Consider the following 24,766-nt stretch of genomic DNA (forward strand, 5'->3'; position numbering starts at 1 on the left):
CAAAAATAGCGCCATCCTCTCGCATTACTGTTAAAAATTTTCTATAAAAGCATTTTACTTCTATTTAAGTTTGTTAAACCAGACAGATGAATACTCATCAGACTTAGCCAGTTTTAACATCAATGATAAAAAATACCGCGATATTCCTGATTAAATAGCTTTTTTGAGTGCTAGATCATAGGTTGGTACATAGTATGCAATGCAATGTATTGACCAAGTGGTCAAAACTGTTTTAAATATTTTTATATCAACGAAGAAATAACGTTAAGCACCTAGAAATAAAGGTTTGGTTAATAAAGAGAGGTTTACGTGGTTCAATTTTTACTTAATAACGAAATGGTTAAGTTACAGACATTTGCTCCAAGTTTGAGCATTTTAGATTGGTTACGCACCAATATGGGGAAAGTGGGCAGTAAAGAAGGCTGTGCCTCTGGAGATTGTGGTGCGTGTACGGTAGTAGTTGGTGACTTAATTAATGGCGAGTGGCATTACAAAAGTATTAATGCTTGTCTAATGTTAGTAGGTAACTTGCACGGTAAACATTTATTAACCGTTGAAGCATTGACCACTAAAATGAATCCAGCCGTTGAAGATCTGCATCCAGTACAAAGAGCGATGGTTGAATGTCACGGTTCACAATGTGGCTTTTGTACACCTGGTTTTATCATGAGCTTATTCGCTTTATACATGAACTTTGAAACCTACCCAGGTAGAGAAGCAGTACTTCAAGCTTTAGGTGGAAACCTATGTCGTTGCACGGGCTACAACCCTATTTTAAAAGCGGCTGAAAAATGTTTTAGCTATCAAAACCAAACAGCACAAGATATTGCACACAAAGATCATCGCTTTAGTAAACAAGTCCAAGCATTAACTGTTTCCTTAGAGAAAGACTTAGCATTAAATAAAATACCAATGATTGAAAACGCAACAAGCGGAAGTGAAGGGCAGTACTTTTATTTACCGCAAAACTTATCGCAGCTATGTGAATTAAAAGCTTCACATCCCAAAGCACAATTTGTGGCTGGCGCGACGGACCTTTCTGTAGAATTTAGCCAACGACTGAGTTACAACAATCAATTAATTTCAGTACGTTACTGCCCTGAATTGATGCAATTTAATGAAGATGAGCAAGGTTTACACATTGGCGCAGCACTACCATATAGCGAATTCCTTGATAGATTTTCTGAGATTTACCCAGAATCACATGAATTATTCGAACGCTTAGGATCATTACAAATTAGAAATGCGGGTTCATTGGGTGGCAGTATTGCTAACGCTTCACCAATTGGTGACCCCGCGCCATTATTTATTGCCTTGAACGCGGGCCTTGAATTACAAAGCATTCGTGGCAATCGCATTATTCCATTACAAGAATTTTTTCTCGATTACCGTAAAACACAATTAGCTGTCGATGAAGTTATTGTGGCTATTCATATTCCGACACGTAGCGCTGAATTTAATTTAAGTTGTCACAAAATATCAAAACGCATAGAAGATGATATCTCAGCAGTCTGTTTAGTCTTAAGTTATCAGCTTGATGGCGAAAAAATGCAAGATGTTCGATGTGCAATGGGCGGCATGGCGGCAACACCCGCATTAGCTAAAAATGTAGCAAAAGCATTAGAAGGAAAAACCTTCAGTTTAGAAAACTTACAAATAGCAGCATTACAAATAGAAGTCGATTTTCAACCATTGTCTGACGTCAGAGCCTCTTCTGCTTATCGTTTACAAGTCAGTAAAAATTTATTCGACCGTATTTGGTATCAAGGATCTGGGAAGATCCAATTACAACAAGACAGCAATCTTGCCACTCATTCACTTTCAGCTATTCACACAAGGATTAACCATGCGTCACTTTAAAACAGATAAACCAAGTGGAGCTGCAAAGAATGCAATTGGTAGTTCTTTCATACACGAAAGTGCCGTAAAGCAAGTTATCGGTAAAGCCGCCTATATTGACGACAGACCAGAAGAAGTAAATGGTCTGCACGCTTACCCTGTGTTATCGACGATTAGCTGCGGCAAAATAGTATCAATCGATACCAGCGAAGCATTACAAATCGAAGGTGTTGTTGCCATTTATGGCAGAGAAGATGTTCCCGGTAAAAATGATATCGGTCCGGTTTTTTCAGGTGATATCTTATTAACAGATGAAGTCATTGAGTATCATAGCCAACCTATCTTATTAGTCGTGGCAACCAGTTACCAAACCGCGCGTATTGCAGCTCGAAAAGTCGCGATTGAATATCAAGAGACTGCAGCAGTCATTGATATTAAAGAAGCCATCGCCAATAAAAGCTGGGTTCGTCCTCCACACGCGCTAAACCGAGGTGATGCACAACAAGCGATTAAAGACGCAACGCATAAAGTCAGTGGTGAGTTATATGTCGGCGGTCAAGAGCACTTTTATTTAGAAGGGCAGGTGAGTATTGCGACACCAACAGAAGATGGTGGCATGTTTATACAAACTTCAAGTCAGCATCCATCGGAAGTGCAGCATCTCGTTGCTAAAGTGTTAAACCAACCTTTTAATTATGTCACCGTTGAAATGCGCCGTATGGGTGGTGGCTTTGGTGGAAAAGAAACACAAGCCGCACCTTGGGCATGTTTAGCGGCGTTAGCTGCATATTACACAGGTAGAAGCGTAAAAATTCGTTTAGCCCGTAGTGATGACTTTAAAAGCACAGGTAAACGTCATCCTTTTTATAATACCTACCAAGTAGGGTTTGATGATAATGGTTTAATCACGGGGGTTGATATTGATATCAATGGCTACTGTGGTTATTCACCTGATTTATCTGATGCGATTGTTGACCGAGCACTGTTTCATGCTGACAACGCTTACTATTACCCGAATGCCCATATTAATGGTAATCGCTGTAAAACCAATACCGTGAGCAATACTGCCTTCCGTGGCTTTGGTGGCCCGCAAGGGATGATCATGGCGGAGCAGTTAGTGGACGATATTGCTTATTATCTTGGTAAAGATCCATTAGAGATTCGCAAGCTAAACCTGTATACACCGGGACGTGACTTAACGCCTTATAAACAAAAAGTTGAGCAGTTTATATTGCAGGATATGATTGCCCAAATGGAACAAGAAAGCGATTACTGGGGGCGTAAAGCCGCCATTGAAAGCTTTAATAAAACATCGCCTATTATCAAGAAAGGGTTGTCATTAACACCTGTTAAATTCGGTATTTCATTTACAGTTCAACATTTAAACCAAGCCGGCGCATTGGTGGTGATATATTCTGACGGCACGGTCCATGTAAACCATGGCGGCACAGAAATGGGACAAGGCTTAAACACAAAAATCGCACAAATCGTCGCGCAAACCTTGTCTATTGATATGCAACATATCCTAGTGAATGCAACACGTACCGATAAAGTACCCAATACCTCTCCAACTGCCGCATCAAGTGGTACAGACCTAAATGGGATGGCGGCATTAAACGCAGCCAATACTATTAAAGAAAGATTGTTTGAGTTTGCCGTTAAGCACTTTGAAGTGGCCCCTGAAAGTTTGGCATTAGTGGATAACCAACTGATTCACGAAAAAGGACAAATTAGCTTTGCTGAGTTAATTAACCTTGCTTACTTAAACCGTATATCACTGTCTTCTACTGGTTTTTATGCCACGCCTGAAATCTATTACGACCGTGAAAAAGCAGAAGGGCATCCTTTCTTTTATTTCGCTTATGGTATCGCGTTGAGTGAAGTTGAAATCGATGTATTAACCGGTGAAAATACCGTTACGCGTGTTGATATATTGCATGATGTGGGTAACTCAATTAACCCTGCATTGGATATTGGCCAAATCGAAGGCGCGTTTATACAAGGCATGGGCTGGTTAACGACAGAAGAGTTAAGCTGGAATGACAATGGCGTATTAGCAAGTAATGCACCTGCTACCTATAAAATTCCTGCCATCGGCGATACGCCTGCTGAGTTTAACATCACGCTTTATGACTCTAAAAATCCTGCAACCACTGTTTTTAAATCTAAAGCCGTTGGTGAGCCGCCATTTATGCTAGGTATCAGTGTTTGGAGCGCACTACGTAATGCGATTGCGAGTATTACTGACTATCAATTTGCACCAGGCTTGAATACACCAGCCACTGCAGAATGTGTGTTAGGCGCAGTACAAGTTGCAAAAGACTGGTTGCAGGAGCAAAAATCAGGCAAGCAAAGCGCTGATAAAAAGGGCACTGATAAAAAAGGAACTGGCGATGCTTAATATCTCAACGCAAGGCTTACATGCTCATAGTTGGTTGCAAGCCGCTACTGAGCTTGAGCAAGGCACAGAAACCTATGTGATTGTCACGCTACTAGGCACCGCGGGTTCAACGCCACGAGCTAGTGGCACTAAAATGGTGGTCAGTGAAAATAACATTTACGCGACCATTGGTGGTGGGCATTTAGAGTTTAAAGCGATTAAACAAGCTCGCCAATTAATTGAACAAGGTGAGACGTGCCAACAAGTTGAAAACTTTCAGCTAGGCGCGAGTCTCGGACAATGTTGTGGCGGCCAAGTCTTGGTGTTATTTGAAGTGTTTGCTAGTGATAGTATGCAGTTAGATGTGTATGGCGCAGGGCATGTCGCACATGCGTTGATCCCGATTTTAGCGCAACTACCAATCCGCGTTCGTTGGATAGACAGCCGTGCCGATTTATTTCCAGAGCAAGTACCAGCGAATGTAAAAAAAGTGGTTGATGAAGACCCCGTGGATCAAGTTAAAAGCGCCGCAAAAAATACAGCCTCTTTAATCTTAACCCATAATCATCAGTTAGATTTTTCATTAACTAAAGCCATTATCAAACGCGCAGATTCATTGTGGTTAGGTGTGATCGGTTCTGATACAAAAGCCAAGAAGTTCCAATACCGTTTAACACAACGAGGCTTTACTGAGCAGCAAATACAGACCATGATTTGTCCCGTTGGCTTAAAAGAAGTATCAGGAAAATTACCAATGGAAGTTGCTATTTCAATAGCAGGGCAGCTGGTGGATCTTTACCAAAGCTTACAAGTGGAACAACCTAAGCAACAAGGTAAACAATGGAAAGCGTTACAAAGTAACTTGGTTCATTTAAGTGAGTTACAAGGTAAGAAAAGTAAGGTGGGTTAATGGTTTCGTGCTGTTTGTCTTAGGTCAAGCAGCTGATTCGTTGGTAAAACTCAAGGGTGGAATTATCGTCACCGTAGTCATTTGTAAGAGACACTTTTTATTGATTTTAGGCTTAAGGTCGTTAAAGAATTCGAGATGCTAGCTTTTTATAAATTGCATTTTTATCTCGTTTACCAATCGCTAAAACATAAATGACGATTTCATCATCTATTACTTCGTAGGCTAGTCGATAGCCAGCGGTACGGAGTTTTATTTTATAAACCGAGTCGTAGCCCTTTAGCCTTGCTGATGGTATGTGTGGATTAATGAGTCTTTCAGCTAACTTCTTTTTAAATTGTTTTTTAAGTGGTTCAGCTAACTTATCCCACTCTTTTTTAGCGGCAGGTAAGAACTTTAACTTATAAGTCATCTAGACTTACTTCAATGGCTGTTGATAAGTCAGCTCGGCGAGTTTCGACTATTTTAGCTAATTCATAATCATCTAGCGTATCCATCAATAATTCATAGGTTTCTGCAGGAACTAAATAAGCCGTTGGTTTATTATGATTTAAAATAGCGATCGCCGAACCATCAGCCTCATTTAATAAAGCAGTAGGGTTTTTCTTAAGTTCTGAAATACTTGCTGAACAATCAGCTAAAACTTGTCTCATAATAATAACCAATTAAGTGTTTAAATAAGACCTTATTTTAGACCTAAATTTAATTAATAGCTATCTGGTTTTTAATCTTCAAGCTTGCTTATAAATGAAATACCTTATTCATGGGATTGCTTAACTATTACTAAACTCTTTCATCGTACTTTTATTAACCCATATAAATATTCTGAATATTGATTAAAGTTATTGGGGGGCACAATTAGTCTGCCTAAGCTTGTTAAATTCAATCATTGACTCGCAGAACTTAATAGAGCGAATAGACGTAGTCAAAATGGGTGTCGACTTTATTTATTGATTACCAGATATTGTGATTTTAATGTATGAATGCCCCGTACTTTTGTGAGAACTCTTATTAGCTTTGGTTATTATGAACGATAAACCTTGCACGCTCATATAGTTCGTCAAAGGTGATTATTTCAGGATTTGATGTGTTTTTACGTAACAATTCAAACGACCTCAACTTATCTTTATTTACACCATTATCAGATACAAACTCATCCATATTTCCGATTACTAAGTATGATTTTGGTTGATAATTAAAAATTTCCTCACCAGTAGGGTTTCCTTCTTTATCGTTAGGGTTAATTTTACTCGATAAATTTTCAACTGCCGAAGCAACAGTTCCCTGTACTTGTGCAATAGCTCCCGCCAGTTCTTTTGATGGTGCCCAACATCCAGACCTATAAGGTTTTGACTCAAGTAAATCTGTTGCATGGGTCTTAATTTCAATAAAGCAAAGATTAGATATAATACCTTTTGTTTTCATCAACGCGTCAACACGCTTCCCGTGTGATACTACGCTAAACCCTTGGACTACTTGTTCTAATTTCTTATCATCTAAACCAGACAGGAATATGTAGCCTAACCCATAACCAAATATCCATGGGTTTTTCTCAAAGTATTTTTGCCAAAGACCTTCATTGGTGCAGCCTTTTCTTTTTTTTATATTTTCAAAATAATTTTGGTCAATTAGAAGTTGACTATATACACTCAGTTGCTTCTTTCTGAAGCCTACAGCAATCAAGTCCTCTGTTGTTACTTCTGATTTCAAAGCTTCAGCAAATAGCTCTTGGTTTTCAGTGACAAAGGTTTTTGCTTGGTGAGTTGTTAAAGCTATTTTTCTAAGTTCTTCATCCGTAATATTAACTTTAGATCTATTTTTAAAACCTACAGTTTGAATATTTGCTAAGAACTCACAAAAGCGGCCAATCTCTTCATCTCTCTCTTTTACATCTTCGTAACCATCTGCTGATGGAAGTATTTTTGAAGCAATCCTAACTCTACGATCCTTGTTTCCGAATAATTGGAGAGAAGGACTTATATATGTTTTTCCCGGAAGAGGGTTTTGATAATCATCCATTTTCGATTCTACTCCTAAAAGCTAACGCCCGCATAAACGGACTAAAATTGTTGAGGAACGAAACATAGCCAACTGTTTTTGTTCCGATTTAATACATTTGTTAAATAGCAACTCAGCTCAGATCTCGACCAAACATACGAGCAAAGAAACCAACAATAGTTCGTTCTGAATATTCAGCTGAATTATTAAAAAAGTAATTTCTAATACAGAAGAATAAACCGATCAAACCACAAGCAATCCCAGTCCATTTAAACCAATGAATTCTGCGGCCAAAAAATGCTTCTAGCAAGGGATAGAACATATTCTGTGACTCAGTTGCCAACTTGGCTTCTAACCAACTAGGAATAATAAAATAGAAAAGAACAAAGGATAAACTACCAAATATTAGTGCCCCCCACCAAGGAAGACGTGAACCAATGACAACGGTATCGGAAACAATCGAAGTACGTTTTCTATATCTGCGCCCCATGAGTATCCTTGTGTTATTCAACAGTGTAATTAAGTAGAATTATTCCATATTTACGTTGGATACACAGAACACTCTATTTTTATTTAAATTTGATAGTAGAACACCAAAATAAATAAACCAATCAAAATGTTAACAATAAAACTAAAACCTTCATCATTTAGATAGGCAGAATCATTCTGTATTTACGGCGGAAATACAGAAATAAACTTATTCGATGGAAAGTGAACTTAAATTTTTGTTAAACAGATTAAAATTAGCTATAACATTGTTCAATGTGGACGAATAATCCTACCGTCTAGTTTTCCCAAATAATACATTGCTTTTAGCAAAGCCAAACAGGATGTTTGGATTAGGCTCGTTTGGCACATGGATGTGCCGTAAGAGCCGGTGCGTTATAAAAGCCATTTATTATTTGGATTAGAAAACGCTCGGTTGGCCTTTCCTTTGGTTTTTCAGGAAATAGGTTCCTTTTGGCCATTCAAAGGAAAGTAAAGTCGCCGACAGGCCGAAAACACTGATAATAAATATCAAGTTGACTGGATGAGCGTAAACAAATCCAACTCAAAGAATGTATGGATGTCCCGTACTTTGATCATACGTCCAGTGATTGACTTGTTATATACCACTACGTTAACATGTACATTTTAACGTACATGAACAGATTGGAGTTCAACATGGATGCAATAAGTTATACAGCAGCTAGAGCAAATTTAGCAAACACAATGGCGCATGTTTGTAATGATCATGCTCCAATAATTATCACTCGTAAGAGTGAAGCTCCCGTTGTGATGATGTCTTTAGAAGATTATAACGCAATGGAAGAAACAACATATTTACTGAGATCTCCTGCTAATGCAATACATCTACTTGATTCGATTGCCGAACTTGAAGCTGGCAATGGAACAGAACGAGAGCTTATTGAATGAAGCTCACCTTTTCAACTAAAGCTTGGGAACAATATTTATATTGGCAAACAACTGATAAAAGAATATTGAAACGCATAAATTTACTGATTAAAGATATTCAACGAAGTCCAAATGAAGGAATTGGAAAACCAGAACCTTTAAAACATGGACTATCTGGATATTGGTCTCGTCGTATTAATGATGAGCACAGAATCGTTTATAAATACAAAGATGAAACTATTCTAATTGCACAATTACGATACCATTACGGCACATAACGCCAACTGTAATTTAAACCCTTGTTAGGCTGCTTCACCCAGCACAGATACAATATTGAATACTTCTGTCGCATGCTTTACAAATATTATATTTATTACTTTTATTGGGAGCTGGTTGGGGTTTAGCTACACCAACGTCTTTTCCAAAAGTACCCTCAAGTTTTTTTATTTTATCCCAACAATTCTTTAAATAATTTTGTTTTTCATCTAGTTCCTTTTTAAGAGAATAGACTTGAGTATGGTTATTCTTTACTTGGTTTTTTAAGGAATTTACTTCAGCTGCTTGTTTTTCCGTTAAGTCATTTTTTATATCTAATTCTGTAGATAAATATGAGACGCGGTCACTTAGCTCGTTAATTTTATTTAAAAGTTGTGATTTTTCTATTTTAAAATCAACATTTGATTTATCTCGCTTTCTTTCTCTAGCTGGAACAATTTTTAACAAAAAAACAACTACAAATACCGAACATAATATTTGCGTTATTAATAAAGTAAGAGTTTCCAAATTCAAAGAATGATACTCCAAGTTTAATAGGAATGGATGGTAGCTTAACAGTGTAATTAAGTAGAGTTATTCCCTATTTTCGGTGGATAGACAGAACACTCTATTTTATTTAAATTTGATAGTAGAGTACTAAAATAAATAAGAAAATCAAAATATTAAAAATAAAACTAAAACTAAAACCTTCATCACGTGGATAGATAGAATCATTCTTCATTTACCGCGGAAATACAGAAATATGCTTATTCTGTGAAAAGTGAGCTTAATTTTTTGTCAAACAGGCTAAAATTAGCCTATAACATTGTTCAATGTGGACGAACAATCCCGCCGTCTAGTTTTCCCAAATAATACATTGCTTTTAGCAAAGCCAAACAGGATGTTTGGATTAGGCTCGTTTGGCACATGGATGTGCCGTAAGAGCCGGTGCGTTATAAAAGCCATTTATTATTTGGATCAGAAAACGCTCGGTTGGTCTTTCCTTTGCTTACTTTCCTTTTGGCCATTCAAAGGAAAGTAAAGTCGCCGACAGGGCGAAAACACTGATAATAAATATCAAGCCGCTTAGATGAGCGAAGACGAACCCAACTCGAAGTAAATTAAGCTTAAAAAGTATGGTTTCCATGTGAAACATAGGAAAAAAAACACACAAAGGCAAAGAATGCAGACTAAAGTCAGCGCCCCAAAATCAAAAACTTACTATTAACCTATTACAACGAATCTAAAAGGGGCAAGACATAAAAACAAAGCATAAAACATTGCTCAATGTGTCCGAACAATCTCACCGTTTAGTTTTCCCAAATCATCAATTGCTTTTAGCAAAGCCAAACAGGATGTTTGGATTAGGCTCGTTTGGCACATGGATGTGCCGTAAGAGCCGATGCGTTATAAAAGCAATTTATTATTTGGATTAGAAAACGCTCGGTTGGCCTTTCCTTTGCTTACTTTCCTTTTGGCCACTCAAAGGAAAGTAAAGTCGCCGACAGGGCGAAAACACTAACAATAAATATCAAACTGACCGGATAAGCGCAGACGAACCCAACTTAAAGAAAACTAGATTAAACTAAAGTCGTCGACAGGGCGAAAACACTGACAATAAATACCAAGCTGACCGGATAAGCGCAGACGAATCCAACTCAAATAATGTATCGATGCCCGTACTTTTAATGTAAATAATCTAGACGCTAACTGGTGGAGTTATAAAAAGTATTATAGAATTATTCAACTCTATTTCTTCCTAATGATTTGGCTCTATACAGTGCTTCATCCGCATTTTTCAAGGTTGCAGTAATACTTTCATCCTTAGGAGAAAACGCCGCAACCCCAATACTAATGGTATATTTTATGTTGCCTAGATCTGTGGGTATTTCAATTTTTTCAATAGAAATTCTTATCCGTTCAGCTAACTTTTTAGAAGAAATCAAACTTGTTTCAGGCAAAATAATAGCGAACTCTTCACCTCCTAACCTGAATAAACTATCTTGTTGGCGAATTGTTTGTTTGATGACCGATACTGTTTCTATAATTGCTTTATCACCAAGGGCATGCCCGTAAATATCATTAATAACTTTAAAGTGATCAATATCTAGCATCAAGATGGTGTATGGTTTTGCGCCTTCACTACTTCTCGCAAACACTTCATCACCAACTAAATCAAACTGCCTACGGTTAAATGCTCCCGTCAGAGGATCTGTGACAGAAATTAACTGTAATTGTTTATTCTGCTCAGTAATTTTTTTTGCTGCTTCGACTCTTAAACTAATATCTCGAAGAATCCCACAAAAAATACGACCACGCTTACTAACCCAAGTTGAGACTGATAGTGAAAGAGGGAAGGTATCTCCACTTTTTCGTAAGCCTTCAACTTCTACGGTTTTTCCAACTATTTTACTTTGTTCCTCGCTAGAAACATTAGCAACACCATGAAAGTGACTTTTGCGCATATGTTTCGGAATGATGATGCTGACTGACCTATCGCTTCTTCTTCTGTATAGCCAAATAAATGCGTTGCGGCATTGTTCCAGGATAAAATAGTAGAATCAACATCCATAGTGATAATGGCATCTATAGCTGTTTCGGTAATATTTCGTATTTCAGAAAGGTAATCATCAATGCGTGCTTGAGCCTCATGCAGCATCGCATTATCGCGAATAGAAACCAACACTTGAACCTGTTGACCAATACCTTCAAATGGCGATAAGCCAATACTCACTGAAATGTTATTGCCTAATTTGGTTTTTGCGCTTAAATCAACATATTTGCCCATTTCACGTAGGGTTGGATTATTAAAGAAAGATTGACGAAGTGATGCATGTTTATGACGATATTGGTTTGGTACCAAGACCTCTACTGGTTGGCCTATTAGTTCACCAGTAGGATATTCAAATAATTGATCTGCTCTAAGGTTAGTGTGAGTGATGATACCATGCTCACTAATAATGAGAGTTGCATCTATTGCGATCTCTATGAACTCATGTATCCCGCTACTATGCATATGGTTTTTCATATTTTTTAATTAAACCTTATTTGCTGTTGGGTCTACACACTTAAACTATAGACGATGAATGTAACAAGGCTGTAGAGTTACGATAACAACCAAATTCAACTAGAAAATGAACTCATGGAATCAAACCTAATTACTGTTAATCCCTGTTAATTAGCTTGTATCGCATTTGACTGTAGGAATGCTCCATCAATTATTAATAGTTGAACACCACTTTTAGTTATTGACTTATGTGAGCTTAAATCATCAGAGACAATATAAGACATTCCTTTAGTTAAAATTGATTGAGTACCATCTTTAAGCTCATTAATTACTTCACCTTCAAGGCAATAAACAATATGTCCTTTTTCACACCAATGATCAGCGATATAATTTTTAGAATACTCAACAAGTCTAACTCTTAAGCCTGCAAATTCGAGTGTTTGCCAATAAGCGGTTCCTGTTTTACCTTTATGTTCTGTACGAGGAACATCTTTCCAATCAATTGTTTGAAATGGAATACTTAGATTTGCCATGATGACTCCAGTTTAGATGATGCCTAATAGTGTAATTAAGTAGGATAATTCCGTATTTTTAGTTGGTAAACAGAACACTTTAGTTTATTTAAATTTGATAGTAAAACATCAAAATAAATAAACCAATCAAAAAGTTAAAAACAAAACTAAAACTTTAATCAGGAGGATAGGTCGAGTAATTTTTCATCTACGCTGGAAATACAGAAATGTACTTATTCTGTGAAAAAATGAGCTTAAGTTTTTTATAGAATAAAATCATCAGCGCATATTATTCAATGTGACTACAATTCCCCGCCGTCTAGTTTTCCCAAATCATCAATTGCTTTTAGCAAAGCCAAATAGGACGTTTGGATGAGCGCAGACGAACCCAACTCGAAGTAAAAGATATGCACTTCCTTATAGATCATGGGAATGAAAAAATAAACACACAAAGGCAAAGAATGCAGACTAAAGTCAGCGCCCCAAAACCAAAGTTTTTTACTAGGTTGATAATGGTGTTTTTTGAATTCGTATTGCTATTTTTTCATCAACATAAAAAAGAAATGCTTAAAACATTGCTCAATGTGGACGAGCAATCCCGCCGTCTAGTTTTCCCAAATCATCAATTGATTTTAGCAAAGACAAACAGGATGTTTGAATTAGGCTCGTTTGGCACATGGATGTGCCGTAAGAGCCGGTGATTTATAAAAGCGATTTATTATTTGGATTAGAAAACGCTCGGTTGGCCTTTCCTTTGCTTACTTTCCTTTTGGCCACTCAAAGGAAAGTAAAGTCGCCGACAGGGCGAAAATACTGATAGTAAATATCAAACTGACTCGATGAGTGCAGACGAATCCAATTCAAATAATGTATGAATGTCCCGTACTTTAGATCATTGATCAAACTGGGAGTCAGTGAACGTTTAGCTATTTCCTGTGCCAGTGGATTTATAAAAATACCAGTAAAGGACCTTGTCGTAGTTCGAAAACCAAAGGGATCAATATAGCGATCAGTAATGAGTTTTTTAGCCAGATAAAGTTTGATGTCATTAAAGGATTTGTTAATTAATATTAACTATTCATCATAAGATGAACTGCCCTGTGCGAAGCCACATGCATGGTGGTGTGGGGCTGGAGGCTAAACATCACCGGCTACCCGATTGGCTAAAATTGTGAGGCACGAACAATAGCTGACTGTTTTATGTCCGATTTAATTGCCTTGTTATATCTTCTCGATTACAATGTACGACAATACCGTACGTAATAGAGGGGCGTAAATATGAATAGCATAAGCGTAAATAAGTTTAGGGATAATCTTAAATCCTATGTTGAGCAAACAGTTAGTGATCATGAACCCATAAAAGTTACACGTAGAGCAGGAGATGACTTTGTTGTTATGAGCGCTGACGACTGGGAAAGAGAGCAAGAAACATTACACATATTACAAAGTAATGATTTGATGAAACAAATTGCTGATTCAATGGATACTCATCAAAGCACTGAAGGTTATAAACCAACAAAAGAGCAATTAGATGAGATCACTAGTATTTGAAGGTAAAACTTGGCTTATTTATGAGCAATTAAGAGAAAAAGATAAAAAACTTCATAAGGCTCTATGCAAAATTTTAAAGGAGATGTTGCGCTCTGATCCCTCTTCAGGACTTGGGAAACCAGAACCATTAAAACATAACTTAACTGGTCTTTGGTCAAAGAGAATTTCTCAGAAGGACAGATTGATCTACAAGTTTGATGAAAGCCATGTTTATATATTTGCTATAGGCGGACACTACGATCAACACTAGAAATATAACAGCGTAATTAAATATAATCATTCCGTATTTCCGGTGGATAGACAGAACACATTTTTTTATTTAAATTTTACAGTAGAGTACTAAAATAAATAAACTAATCAAAATGTTACTAGATTATTTTTACTGAATAAAATCAGAAGCTAACATTAGTCAACGAGGCTGCAATTCCCCACCGTCTAGTTTTCCCAAATCATTAATTGCTTTTAGCAAAGCCAAATAGGATGTTTGGATTAGGCTCGTTTGGCCTTTCCTTTGCTTACTTTCCTTTTGGCCACTCAAAGGAAAATAAAGTCGCCGACAGGGCGAAAATACTGATAATAAATATCAAACTGACCGGATAAGCGCAGACGAATCTAACTCGAGTAAATTAAGTTTAAAAAAGTATCGTTTCCACGTGAAGCATAGGAAAAAATAAACACACAAAGACAAAGAATGCAGACTAAAGTCAGCGCCCCAAAGGCTAATCACTAATAAAAAAGCATAAAAAAACCGTTGTTATCACTATAACAACGGCCCCATATTTACTGCTAAACAAACTAAAAAAGTAAGCGATTACCAACCTCGTGAGGTTAACTGCTCCTATGCCATGGTTTCCCTAATGCCATCGGCTCAAACAACTTCAGGCGTTGTTTATCACGACTTAGCATAACTAACACAACTAGCGTTGCAATGTATGGCATCATCGCTAATAAGTTAGATGAAATGTCCCAGTTTAAGCCCTGTGCAACGAGGTGCATGATGCTAGCGAAACCAAACAGATAAGCACCTAAAATGATGCGTTCAATACGCCAGCTGGCAAATACAACTAAAGTCAGTGCAATCCAACCTTTACCTGACACCATGCCTTCTGTCCACATTGGTGTATAAGCAATCGATAAGTAAGCGCCTGCTAACCCAGCCATCGCCCCACCAAAGGCCACTGATAAATAACGAATCAACATTACAGGTAATCCTAAGTTACTCGCTACGCTTGGGTCTTCTCCCACTGCGCGCACCGATAAACCTTGGCGGTGGTAACGGAAGAATAAATACACAACGACAATTAATACCCAACTTAAATAAACAATGGCATTCTGCGCAAAGATGGCTTTACCTATGATCGGAATGTGCTGTAACTCTGCGATAGAAAGTGAAGGTAATACAGAAATCTGTTTTCCTTCGTAATCATTGCCTAGGAAAGCAGATAAACCGGTTCCAAAGATAGTAAGTGCTAACCCAGCAGCAACTTGATTGGCGTTAAGTTGCAATGCAATGACCGCAAATAAAAGCGACATCGCAACGCCGACTAGCATCGCGAATAAAAAGCCGAGAATATAGCTATCAGTGTGATACATGGCGATAAAACCCGCGACGGCGCCCATCAGCATCATGCCTTCTTGGCCTAGGTTTAACACACCACTTTTTTCACAGACCATTTCACCTAAAGCCACTAATAAAAGTGGGGTGCCTGTCATGATCATGGCGTATAAAATATTCGTTATTAAATCAATATCCATCAGTTAATTTCCTTAATACTGTTTAATTTTTTGCCGTAGCAGTTGAACCTGAACGCTTAAATGTGAAGGCAATTCGGTAGCGAATAAGTACGTCACAAGAGAGTAAGAAGAACAGTATCAATCCTTGTAATATGCCACTTATTGACCTTGGTAAATTCAACATCATTTGTGACATTTCACCGCCCATAAACAGTAATGCGATTAGTAAGCCTGCTAAGGTTATTCCGATAGGATGTAGTCGACCCAGAAAGGCAACAATGATCGCTGAGTAACCGTAGCCTGGCGAAATAGCAGGTATTAATTGCCCTGTTGAGCCTGTTACGATAACCGCTCCCGCTAAGCCCGCTAATGCACCGGATGCTAAAAACACCATGGCTGCTAATTTTTTCTGTTTGTAACCTGCCATGTGCGCCGCAGGCTTATCTAAACCCAATACTTTGATTTGAAAACCTAAGAAGGTTTTACTCATAAATACCCAAACAATCACTAATGCCAACACTACTAACAACAAGCCAATATGCAAACGTGTGCCTTCGAATAAAATAGGCAACAGGGTACTATCACCAAACAATGCACTTTCTGGGAAGTTATATCCGTTGGGATCTTTTAATGGTCCGTACACTGCCCATAGCAAGGTATTGAGTGCGATGTAGTTCATCATGATCGTCACTAAGGTTTCATTACAATTTAAACGTAAATTTAAAAAAGCAGAGATACCAGAGCAAATCATACCGCCGACCATGCCTGCGATTAACGTTAAAGGCATTGCCCACACGCTACTCGAATCGACAAACTGCAAGGCCATTACGGTACCAACCACGGCACCTGTTAATAATTGACCTTCTGCGCCAATGTTCCATATAGAGGCGCGGTAACATAAGGCTAAACCATAGGCACAAAGCAGGATTGGGATTGCAACGACTAATAACTCGGTGACACCATACCAATTGGCGATAGGGCTAATAAAAAAGGTGTAAAGCGCTTCTACGGGGTCTTTACCTAATGCCATGAATAAAATGGAGCTAGCAATTAAGGTTAAAAAGACAGCCAGTACGGGAGATAAATATCCCCATTTGGCTGACGCTTGAACGCGAGGGACTAATTTAATCATGTTGCAATATTCCTTCATTGTCAGCTGCTGTTGTTGGTATTGATGGGGCGATTATTTCTGAGGTAGCGGTTGCTTCGGTATCAAAATCACCTGCCATCCATTGTCCTAGTTTTACTAAAGGCAGTGCTTCTGGCGCTAGAAAATGTGAAACTTTACCGTCACAAATTGCGCCTAAACGGTCACTGATTTTATACAGTTCGTCCAAGTCTTCAGACACGATTAAGATCGCACAACCACGATCTCTTAATTGTAAAATTGCATCGTGAATCGCCACTTGAGCACCAATATCTACACCCCATGTTGGATGAGACATCAGTAAAAAATTAGGCTCTTGATCTATCTCTCGGCCAACAATGAACTTTTGTAAGTTACCACCCGATAAACTCGCCGCAGAATCATGGTTGCCTGTTGTTTTTACTTTGTATTTTTTAATTATTTTATCTGCGAGTTCAACGATTTTAGTGTGTCGTAAAAAGCCATTTTTAACTAAACCTGAATCAAAACTAGTGAGTAGGGCGTTATCGCATAAATCTAAATCGGGTACGGCACCTCGGCCTAAACGATCTTCTGGCACAAATGCTAAGCCTAAACGGCGACGTTGTAATGGGGTTAATTGGTCTATCGCTGTGCCTGCAAAGGTGATGGATTGTGAATTGGGATGAATATCTTCACCAGACAAAGCTTTAAGCAATTCTTCTTGCCCATTACCTGCGATACCTGCAATACCAACTATCTCACCGCGTTTTACCTGTAAGCTAATATTTTTTAAGGCAACATCAAATTGCCCAGTAGATGTAGTTGATAAGCCTTTAATGTCAGCAAATACTTCTGTTCCTAACGAACGACGGCACTCATTGCTAATCGCTATATCTTCACCGACCATCATCCGTGCGATGGACTCGGATGTTTCATCTTTAGGTTTACAATGTCCTGTCACTTTACCTGCTCGTAGAATAGTCGCACTATCACAAAGCTCTGTGACCTCATGTAATTTATGGCTGATAAACAATACCGAACAACCTTCTTTGGTGAGTTGTCTTAATGTTTTAAATAAATTATCGACTTCTTGCGGCGTTAATACTGAGGTAGGTTCATCTAAAATAAGTAATTGAAGGTTTAATAATAAGCAACGCACAATCTCAACACGTTGACGCTCACCTGTTGATAAACTTGAAATACGGCGGTCTGGATCGAGTGGCATACCATATCGTTCGGATGTCGCTTTGATGCGGTGTGCTAAGGTTTTTGAGTTACCGGCTTGGTCGCCTAATACTAATGCGATATTTTCAGATACGGTGAGTGTTTCAAATAATGAGAAATGTTGAAAAACCATGCCAATACCTAAACCTCGCGCCACTGAAGGTTGGTCAATAGAAACAGGTTTACCATTCCATATAATGCTGCCTGAATCTGGTTTTACGACACCATAAAGCATTTTCATTAAGGTACTTTTACCTGCGCCATTTTCCCCTAATAACGCATGAATTTCACCATGTTCTATATCTAGAAATACCTCATCATTGGCTTTACAGCCAGGGTATTGTTTGGTGATTCCAAGCATCGCTAAACGCTTAACATTACTCATTGAAAAGTCCCTTTTGTTACTGATTATGATGGTCTAATGAATACGATTAACTGCAATGAACGGCATCTATTATGACTGATATAGTCACTGAGAAATATCATCGACATTATGCGATGACACGCTCCTTATTAATGGCGGTTTTACTGTAATCTGTCCAATTGGTCAAAGTTGGTATGATATTAGCAATAAACTTACCAGCTATTTAAAAATTGGATCCGACTTATAAATAAATAAGCGTTATAACAACACTACGTTATTTATTTTCTTTTATTACAGCAAGTTACATTTACTGAAATGAAGTGATGCTATTTTTTAATTATATAAGAATAGAATATAAAATGAGACAAAAAGCACCAAAAATGTACATTTTAAATTATTTTGCACCATATATGGGCTTATTATCCATACAAGAAAATTAAACGGAATATTTAGCGTTTTAACAAACGTTAAATGATGCAAATAATCGAGTAAATTTAAAAAGGAAAGTTGATGAGTTTAAATGAAATAAATACAGCTAATACAGAAGATGCCTATGCTATTTTTGAAAGCTGTTGTTGTGCTCCAAAATGGATTGAAAGCATGGTTAGTGCGCGTCCTTTTACCGATTTAGACGCTTTATTAAGTCAATCTAAACAGGCTTTTTCGGCGTTATCAGCTCAAGATTATTTGGTCGCTTTTACGGGGCATCCGCAAATAGGTAATTTAAAAACCTTACATGAAAAATATGCTAACACCTCGGGTACAGCCAGTAATGAACAAGCGGGTATGTCGGTTGCTGACAGTGAAGTACTTGAAGAGATGATTCAGTTAAACCAAGACTATTTAAAGAAATTTGGTTTCATTTTTATTGTTTGTGCTTCAGGTAAAAGCGCACAGGAAATGTTGGAATTAATTAGAAATAGAATAGGTAATGAACGCTCAGAAGAGTTGAATATTGCAGGTGCTGAACAAGCTAAAATCACTCACATTCGTTTGGAAAAACTATTATGAAAAACAACCCAATTACAACACACATACTAAATACGGCATTAGGAAAACCTGCTGCGAGCATCGCGATTCAATTGTTTGTATTAAAAGAGAATGAATGGTCACTACTGTCTTCTGCTGTGACCAATGAAGATGGACGAATCGATGATTGGCATGAGACGCAATGGTATCAAGATAAAACACCTGAGCAGTTATTTGCTACCTATAAAATAGTCTTTTCACTTGAAGATTACTGGGAAAAACAAAGCATTGATGCTTTTTATCCAAGTGCTGAAATTAGCTTTAAAGTGCAAGACGAAAGGCATCATCATATTCCCTTATTATTAGCGGCTTATGGTTATTCAACTTATCGAGGTAGCTAGTGAACGTCTATCTTCATTGTGTGTAATAGATACAGTGCAAAGCTAAAATAATAATAATAATAATAATAAAGTAGAAAGTAGGTAGGATAAAAAAATATGGAAAATTATTTAATTGAAGTAGCACATTTAATATTACGCTACTTTCATGTTATTACAGGGATTGCATGGATTGGCGCATCGTTTTATTTTGCTTGGTTAGACAATAGTTTAGAAACACCACCGAAAGAAAAAGCCGATAAAGGTATTAGTGGTGATTTATGGGCAATACATGGCGGTGGTTTTTATGAAGTTGCTAAATATAAAAACGGCCCAGAGCATATGCCTACGACGTTACATTGGTTCAAATGGGAAGCTTACACGACTTGGATCACCGGCACATTGTTGTTTAGTTTGCTGTATTACGTGGGTGCAGATGTCAATTTATTGGATGGTAGCAAAAGTGAATTAAGCAAATTAGCGGCTATCGGTACGTCACTTGGTAGTATCGCAGTTGGGTATCTTGTGTATCGTGTGCTTTGTAATTCGGCATTAGTTAAAAATGGCTTTTTATTTGCAGCAGTAAGCATTGTTTTATTAGGGTTATGGGCTTGGGGGTTTGACCAATTATTTGCCGATAAAGCGGTTTATATTCATATTGGTGCGCTCATTGGTACATGTATGGCGGGTAATGTTTATCACATCATCATGCCTGGACAACGTTACCTAGTTAAAGAAGTAGAAGCAGGGCGTATACCTGACCCTTCAGTTGGGTTAAAAGCTAAGCTTTGTTCTATTCATAATAACTATGCAACATTACCGATTATTTTCATCATGTTAAGTAATCACTTTTCGCATACTTATACACATCAATATGGTTGGTTAGTATTAATTGCTTTAATCGTTATTGGGATGTGGATAAGACATTACTTCAACCTTAAGCACCGCCACATTAATAAACCTTCTGTTTTGATAAGTGGTATCGCTGCATTTTTTGTATTGATGTTAGCGATTGCTCCGTGGGAAAGTTTTGCGCCGCGAGTCGTGGCGACGGGTACTGCACAAGAAAATGTTGTAGAAGTGTCTGATGCGCAAGCATGGAATATCGTAGAAAAGCATTGTACCGAATGCCACAGTGCAACACCGACTTCCACTATGTTTGCTAGTGCGCCGTTAGGCTTTACACTTGATTCAATAGAAGTGGTAGAGACGCAACATGAGAAAATTTATACTCGTGCCGTGTTAAATAAAGACATGCCTTTAGCAAACTTAACGAATATGACTGAAGAAGAGCGTGAAACGTTAGGAATTTGGATTGAAAATTATCGTATTAAGAAAGCTGCTAAATAGCTATTTAGCTAAATATTAACTTATTCAGTTAGATAACACTTTAACCATAAAACGACGTTAAAGTTAGCTCTTTAAAGTCGTTTTATGGTTAATATTTAGCTTTACTAATGCTGTTATGAGCAAACCCTATTTCTGCCATTTTCTTTCGCTTTATAGAGTTTTGTGTCCGCTATTTTATAGACATTCTCAAGTGAAATATTGTCTTTATCGACTTCGGATATACCTATGCTGATAGTTGTTTTAATAGACATATCATTATAAATAAACTCTTTATTTTCTATCATAATGCGGATCTTCTCAGCAATAACCTTAGCTTGAACAAGTGAAGTGTTATTAAGCAAAATAGCAAACTCTTCACCACCAACACGTGCAAAAAGGTCGCTACTTCGCATCGTTTCTTTAATCGATTTAACCATCTCTACTAAAACAAAATCGCCTGCTTGATGTCCAAAATTATCATTAATACGCTTAAAGTAATCAACATCTAGCATTAAAAAAGCGGTACTTTTTTGCTCTCTAGATGCGATTAACATTATGTTTTTAGCTATCTCAAAGAAGTAACGTCTATTGTAAATATTAGTGAGTGTATCTGTTATTGATAGTTGTCTAAATTTCTCATTACTTTTCTCTAGTGCTTCATGTGCTTGAATACTAGATATTCGATTATTTAACATTGTTTTAGACAGTAAAATAATTGCCGGAATATAGATTGTTATGAATATAATTAATGCAATATGTTGCTCGTCACCATAATAAAACATAATTAAAATTTGAGGTGTAATAAGACTAAAAATAAAGATCAAATAAGCTTTATAGAGTGATGACATGGATAAGGTCGCTGCAGTAATTATGCCTACAGAGACTAAGAACATAACAAACTCGAATGGTTGAGGTGCGTAAGCTAGCACTAGCAACGAAGCAATGCCCCACATTACCGCTTGGAATATATTCAACATAATAAAACATATTTCCGTTTTATTTACCTTTAGCGAATCTTTATTTTGTAAATGTTTTTGGAACATTTTTACATTCTGTAAACGGTATACCGCTAATATTATTTGAAATAATAACCAAGTAAATATGAGACTCAAGGGTATGAATTGCATAAAGATAAATAGATAAGCAAAAGAGACAACTAACATAGCCGCCATTGCTCTGGGGGTTTGGTCAATTAAAACTTCTATTAATTTAGGGTGAACATTAGACATCTTGTATCCTAGGATAATTAAATTCTATTAGTAGATAACTAATTAATCAGTATTGCAGACCTGTATTTATTTGATAAATTACTAAAAAGTCAATTTTTTATATTAACATTGTAGTCTAATGAAAGTGGTAACAAAAGGCGTATTCTAATGTTCGCAGCAACTAACATATATTTTGATGTGGTTAATGCTATTTATAGTAGATATTTTATGTTGATATTTTTTTAAGTGTTATTGAATATGCCTTTTTCATTGTTTTTATAAACCATTCGTAATAAATCACTTTTGAATTCAATCTTGGATTCAAAGAATAAGTGACTCCATTTATGAAATAAGTTTTGAGTGAAAATAAAAAGTTAATAAATTGAATTTTTTTCATCTTTACCCTGATGAAGTTTCATTATGTTTTTTCTGTGATTATGTTTAAATAAACACATCTTAATTTAGACGTATAGAAGTCCAAAATGAAAAAGTTAATAATATTAGATGGTGGTATGGGACGTGAACTTAAGCGTATTGGCGCTCCGTTCTCACAACCGCTATGGAGTGCTCAGGCTTTAATTGAAGCACCACATTATGTCACTCAAGCGCATCAAGGATTCATTGATGCAGGTGCCGAGATTATTATTGCTAATAGCTATGCTTGTGTACCATTTCATCTTGGGGAGACACTGTATCAACAGCAAGGACATGCTTTAGCTGAGCAAGCGGCAATCATTGCGAAAGAGGTTGTTAGATCGTCGAAAAAAGAGGTTTTAGTCGCAGGATCGTTACCGCCTGCTTTTGGATCTTATCGTCCTGATTTGTTTGAGAGTGAACAAGCTTTTGATATTTTAAGCTCATTATTTACTGCACAAGATAAACACGTCGACTTATGGTTTGCTGAAACTATTTCTAGTGTTGAAGAAGCATTGGTTATAGTCAATGTGCTTAAAGATTCAACAAAACCTTGCCATTATGCATTTACATTGAGTGATCAAGTCGAAGAGTCAGCGCGATTACGTTCTGGTGAGCTGCTTACAACGGCCATTAAAGCGATTTTACAAGTAGGTAATGTTGATGGTATTTTCTTTAACTGCTCTATTCCCGAAGTTATTGAACAAGCGATACGAGATACTAATAAAGTCTTAACTGAATGCGATATAAACGACGTTGACCATGAGAAAAAGACCAGTCCACAAAACAGTACACAAAATAATAAACAAGATAGCAAACAACAGATAAGTATCGGAGCGTTTGCTAACAGCTTTGTACCTATTTCAACGGCTCACAAAGCTAATGAAGCGGTACAAGGTTCACGTGATTTATCACCTGAAGAATACCTGCAATTTGCAAAAAAATGGCACAGTCTTGGCGCCAATATTATTGGTGGATGTTGCGGTATTGGCCCTGTACACATTGAAGCCTTAGTTGACTGGAAAGATAGCCTTTCATAATAAGGATTATTCGTAATATTCGTAATATTCGTAAAAATAAAGCGCTGTTTAACCCCAAGTAAACTATATAGAGAGTTGAGATTATACAGAGCTTTGAGATTGCACAGAGCGTTTAGGTTATACAGAAATTCGACACGTTTATTATTCCAGCGGCTTTTTCAAAACCTTAAAGTTTACCTGATGCTGCTTGTTTTAATTTCTTTCTATTTTCATCATTAGCTTCTGGTTCTGATTGACCAAAAATCCCTGCCATCCAATGACCGTCGGTTGGGTTAGGGAATAGTACGTATTTTTTACCGTATAAATCACGGTCTTCTTCCATCTTAGCTTTACGTCCTGCAACATCACCTTTAACGTAATATTTACGGCGGAAGTCATTGAGACTATCACCTAGAAAAACGGCCACATCATAATCTTTCATTATTTCATTTTGACGCGTTTCTTTGTTTGATGTGTCACGTAAAACAGTAAGGTGGCTTTCATCTTTCAGTGGGAAACCTAAGTGCTTGATATTACCAAGGGCATATTCAAAGGTCTTTTCACCTTGCTCACGACTGGTGATATAAAAAATTTCTACATTATTTTCTGCGCAAAAAGCTAAAAATTCTTTTGAGCCCGGAGATGCGACCATCTTATTTTTTGGGATCCATTCATCCCAGATAGGATCATCAAAAAAGTCGATATCTTTGTCGACTAACATGGCCCAGTAATCAAGCGGTAGCACTAAGGTGTCATCAAAATCAGATACGATAGCAAGCGGCTTATCGCCTTTTTTATGTTTCGCTAATGCCAGCTCTACATGCATACGAGCGACATTAAAGCCTTGGTAATAAAGCGCTTGGTATTCAGCTGCTGTTTGTTTCCATGCGACTGCATACAGCAAAGGGTTTGCTGTTTCGACATGATCATTTGCCAATACTGCTGGTGTTATAAAAGCACTACAAAGTGTGATAGTGAGGAGTGATTTTTTAAAGAAATTAGCCATAACGTTTTAACATCCTTGATTAAGTAATACCATTCCGCCTAATTAGCTGATCAGATTCATCCAATCCCTAGTGCACATTTTTATTACTCTTTTACTATCACTTACAAAGTCATTCCATGCATCACAAACAGCATCCACAATTGATTCATAGCCATTAAAACAACGATTAG

At 37.3% G+C, this 24,766-nt stretch carries 24 protein-coding genes; 11 read left to right on the forward strand and 13 right to left on the reverse strand.

The annotated features are described in order from the left end of the window. Positions 1 to 309: 309 nt before the first annotated feature. The 3 genes from xdhA to xdhC are packed head-to-tail and all read left to right on the forward strand — an operon-like array spanning position 310 to position 5,129. Entirely contained in the window at positions 310 to 1,860 is a 1,551-nt protein-coding gene (gene xdhA, locus Q0794_RS13405) for a xanthine dehydrogenase small subunit (RefSeq protein ID WP_298942723.1), read from the forward strand. Continuing rightward, positions 1,847 to 4,240: a xanthine dehydrogenase molybdopterin binding subunit gene (gene xdhB / locus Q0794_RS13410; protein ID WP_298942725.1), complete on the forward strand. Its 2,394-nt coding sequence runs from the start codon at positions 1,847 to 1,849 to the stop codon at positions 4,238 to 4,240. The genes xdhA and xdhB overlap by 14 nt, the downstream gene beginning before the upstream one ends. Further along, complete coding sequence (gene xdhC, locus Q0794_RS13415; RefSeq protein ID WP_298942763.1) at positions 4,227 to 5,129, forward strand: xanthine dehydrogenase accessory protein XdhC; 903 nt, start codon at positions 4,227 to 4,229, stop codon at positions 5,127 to 5,129. Before xdhB ends, xdhC begins: the two co-directional genes overlap by 14 nt. 121 nt (positions 5,130 to 5,250) lie before the next feature. On the opposite strand, the gene Q0794_RS13420 is transcribed toward xdhC, so the two are convergent. The 4 genes from Q0794_RS13420 to Q0794_RS13435 all read right to left on the reverse strand — a co-directional run bounded on the left by Q0794_RS13420 (position 5,251) and on the right by Q0794_RS13435 (position 7,614). After that, complete coding sequence (locus Q0794_RS13420; protein ID WP_298942728.1) at positions 5,251 to 5,538, reverse strand: type II toxin-antitoxin system RelE/ParE family toxin; 288 nt, start codon at positions 5,536 to 5,538, stop codon at positions 5,251 to 5,253. Beyond that, positions 5,528 to 5,779, reverse strand: coding sequence for a type II toxin-antitoxin system Phd/YefM family antitoxin (locus Q0794_RS13425; protein ID WP_298942730.1), 252 nt, complete (start codon positions 5,777 to 5,779; stop codon positions 5,528 to 5,530). Before Q0794_RS13425 ends, Q0794_RS13420 begins: the two co-directional genes overlap by 11 nt. Positions 5,780 to 6,137: 358 nt before the next feature. After that, the gene (locus Q0794_RS13430; RefSeq protein WP_298942731.1) at positions 6,138 to 7,145 is read right to left on the reverse strand and encodes a Shedu immune nuclease family protein; all 1,008 of its coding nucleotides are present in this window, start codon (positions 7,143 to 7,145) and stop codon (positions 6,138 to 6,140) included. Between the two features lie 112 nt (positions 7,146 to 7,257). Next, positions 7,258 to 7,614 (reverse strand): hypothetical protein, encoded by a 357-nt coding sequence (locus Q0794_RS13435; RefSeq protein WP_298942732.1) that lies wholly within the window; start codon positions 7,612 to 7,614, stop codon positions 7,258 to 7,260. Positions 7,615 to 8,288: 674 nt separating this feature from the next. Here Q0794_RS13435 and Q0794_RS13440 point away from each other — a divergent pair. Together Q0794_RS13440 and Q0794_RS13445 are read left to right on the forward strand one after the other, a co-directional pair. Next, entirely contained in the window at positions 8,289 to 8,540 is a 252-nt protein-coding gene (locus Q0794_RS13440) for a type II toxin-antitoxin system prevent-host-death family antitoxin (protein WP_025564081.1), read from the forward strand. Beyond that, complete coding sequence (locus Q0794_RS13445; protein WP_298942736.1) at positions 8,537 to 8,797, forward strand: Txe/YoeB family addiction module toxin; 261 nt, start codon at positions 8,537 to 8,539, stop codon at positions 8,795 to 8,797. Before Q0794_RS13440 ends, Q0794_RS13445 begins: the two co-directional genes overlap by 4 nt. 34 nt (positions 8,798 to 8,831) lie before the next feature. Here Q0794_RS13445 and Q0794_RS13450 read toward each other — a convergent pair whose 3' ends face one another. The 4 genes from Q0794_RS13450 to Q0794_RS13465 all read right to left on the reverse strand — a co-directional run bounded on the left by Q0794_RS13450 (position 8,832) and on the right by Q0794_RS13465 (position 12,314). Next, positions 8,832 to 9,308: a hypothetical protein gene (locus tag Q0794_RS13450; RefSeq protein WP_298942738.1), complete on the reverse strand. Its 477-nt coding sequence runs from the start codon at positions 9,306 to 9,308 to the stop codon at positions 8,832 to 8,834. A gap of 1,205 nt (positions 9,309 to 10,513) precedes the next feature. Then, positions 10,514 to 11,239, reverse strand: a complete 726-nt coding sequence (locus tag Q0794_RS13455) for a GGDEF domain-containing protein (RefSeq protein ID WP_298942739.1) — start codon at positions 11,237 to 11,239, stop codon at positions 10,514 to 10,516. After that, on the reverse strand, positions 11,179 to 11,802 hold the full coding sequence (locus tag Q0794_RS13460; protein ID WP_298942741.1) for a PAS domain S-box protein: 624 nt from the start codon (positions 11,800 to 11,802) through the stop codon (positions 11,179 to 11,181). The genes Q0794_RS13455 and Q0794_RS13460 overlap by 61 nt, the downstream gene beginning before the upstream one ends. Positions 11,803 to 11,948: 146 nt before the next feature. Next, complete coding sequence (locus Q0794_RS13465; RefSeq protein WP_298942742.1) at positions 11,949 to 12,314, reverse strand: DHCW motif cupin fold protein; 366 nt, start codon at positions 12,312 to 12,314, stop codon at positions 11,949 to 11,951. A 1,257-nt stretch (positions 12,315 to 13,571) separates the two neighbouring features. On the opposite strand from Q0794_RS13465, the gene Q0794_RS13470 reads away from it, so the two are divergent. Together Q0794_RS13470 and Q0794_RS13475 are read left to right on the forward strand one after the other, a co-directional pair. Next, positions 13,572 to 13,844, forward strand: coding sequence for a type II toxin-antitoxin system Phd/YefM family antitoxin (locus Q0794_RS13470; protein ID WP_298942744.1), 273 nt, complete (start codon positions 13,572 to 13,574; stop codon positions 13,842 to 13,844). Beyond that, positions 13,825 to 14,094 carry a Txe/YoeB family addiction module toxin gene (locus Q0794_RS13475; RefSeq protein WP_298942746.1) on the forward strand — a complete coding sequence of 90 codons (270 nt, stop codon included), beginning with the start codon at positions 13,825 to 13,827 and terminating at the stop codon, positions 14,092 to 14,094. Before Q0794_RS13470 ends, Q0794_RS13475 begins: the two co-directional genes overlap by 20 nt. A 578-nt stretch (positions 14,095 to 14,672) precedes the next feature. Here Q0794_RS13475 and Q0794_RS13480 read toward each other — a convergent pair. From Q0794_RS13480 to Q0794_RS13490, 3 genes are read right to left on the reverse strand one after another with little or no spacing between them, the layout of a single operon-like run. Continuing rightward, positions 14,673 to 15,599, reverse strand: coding sequence for an ABC transporter permease (locus tag Q0794_RS13480; protein WP_298942748.1), 927 nt, complete (start codon positions 15,597 to 15,599; stop codon positions 14,673 to 14,675). 22 nt (positions 15,600 to 15,621) lie between these two features. Then, positions 15,622 to 16,710 carry an ABC transporter permease gene (locus Q0794_RS13485; protein ID WP_298942750.1) on the reverse strand — a complete coding sequence of 363 codons (1,089 nt, stop codon included), beginning with the start codon at positions 16,708 to 16,710 and terminating at the stop codon, positions 15,622 to 15,624. Then, entirely contained in the window at positions 16,703 to 18,295 is a 1,593-nt protein-coding gene (locus Q0794_RS13490; RefSeq protein WP_298942752.1) for an ABC transporter ATP-binding protein, read from the reverse strand. The genes Q0794_RS13485 and Q0794_RS13490 overlap by 8 nt, the downstream gene beginning before the upstream one ends. A gap of 489 nt (positions 18,296 to 18,784) precedes the next feature. On the opposite strand from Q0794_RS13490, the gene uraD reads away from it, so the two are divergent. The 3 genes from uraD (at position 18,785) to Q0794_RS13505 (ending at position 20,970) form a co-directional block, all read left to right on the forward strand. Further along, complete coding sequence (uraD, locus tag Q0794_RS13495; protein WP_298942754.1) at positions 18,785 to 19,285, forward strand: 2-oxo-4-hydroxy-4-carboxy-5-ureidoimidazoline decarboxylase; 501 nt, start codon at positions 18,785 to 18,787, stop codon at positions 19,283 to 19,285. After that, positions 19,282 to 19,644 carry a hydroxyisourate hydrolase gene (gene uraH / locus Q0794_RS13500; protein ID WP_298942755.1) on the forward strand — a complete coding sequence of 121 codons (363 nt, stop codon included), beginning with the start codon at positions 19,282 to 19,284 and terminating at the stop codon, positions 19,642 to 19,644. Before uraD ends, uraH begins: the two co-directional genes overlap by 4 nt. A 96-nt stretch (positions 19,645 to 19,740) precedes the next feature. Further along, positions 19,741 to 20,970 carry a urate hydroxylase PuuD gene (locus Q0794_RS13505; RefSeq protein ID WP_298942757.1) on the forward strand — a complete coding sequence of 410 codons (1,230 nt, stop codon included), beginning with the start codon at positions 19,741 to 19,743 and terminating at the stop codon, positions 20,968 to 20,970. 113 nt (positions 20,971 to 21,083) lie between these two features. Here Q0794_RS13505 and Q0794_RS13510 read toward each other — a convergent pair whose 3' ends face one another. Continuing rightward, positions 21,084 to 22,178, reverse strand: coding sequence for a GGDEF domain-containing protein (locus Q0794_RS13510; protein ID WP_298942758.1), 1,095 nt, complete (start codon positions 22,176 to 22,178; stop codon positions 21,084 to 21,086). Between the two features lie 461 nt (positions 22,179 to 22,639). Between Q0794_RS13510 and Q0794_RS13515 the strand changes: the two genes are divergently transcribed. Further along, positions 22,640 to 23,611, forward strand: a complete 972-nt coding sequence (locus tag Q0794_RS13515) for a homocysteine S-methyltransferase family protein (protein WP_298942760.1) — start codon at positions 22,640 to 22,642, stop codon at positions 23,609 to 23,611. 166 nt (positions 23,612 to 23,777) lie between these two features. On the opposite strand, the gene Q0794_RS13520 is transcribed toward Q0794_RS13515, so the two are convergent. Continuing rightward, on the reverse strand, positions 23,778 to 24,596 hold the full coding sequence (locus tag Q0794_RS13520) for an HAD family acid phosphatase (protein ID WP_298942762.1): 819 nt from the start codon (positions 24,594 to 24,596) through the stop codon (positions 23,778 to 23,780). Between the last annotated feature and the right edge of the window lie 170 nt (positions 24,597 to 24,766).

The sequence above is a fragment of the uncultured Psychromonas sp. genome (assembly GCF_947489755.1).
Classification (GTDB): Bacteria; Pseudomonadota; Gammaproteobacteria; order Enterobacterales; family Psychromonadaceae; genus Psychromonas.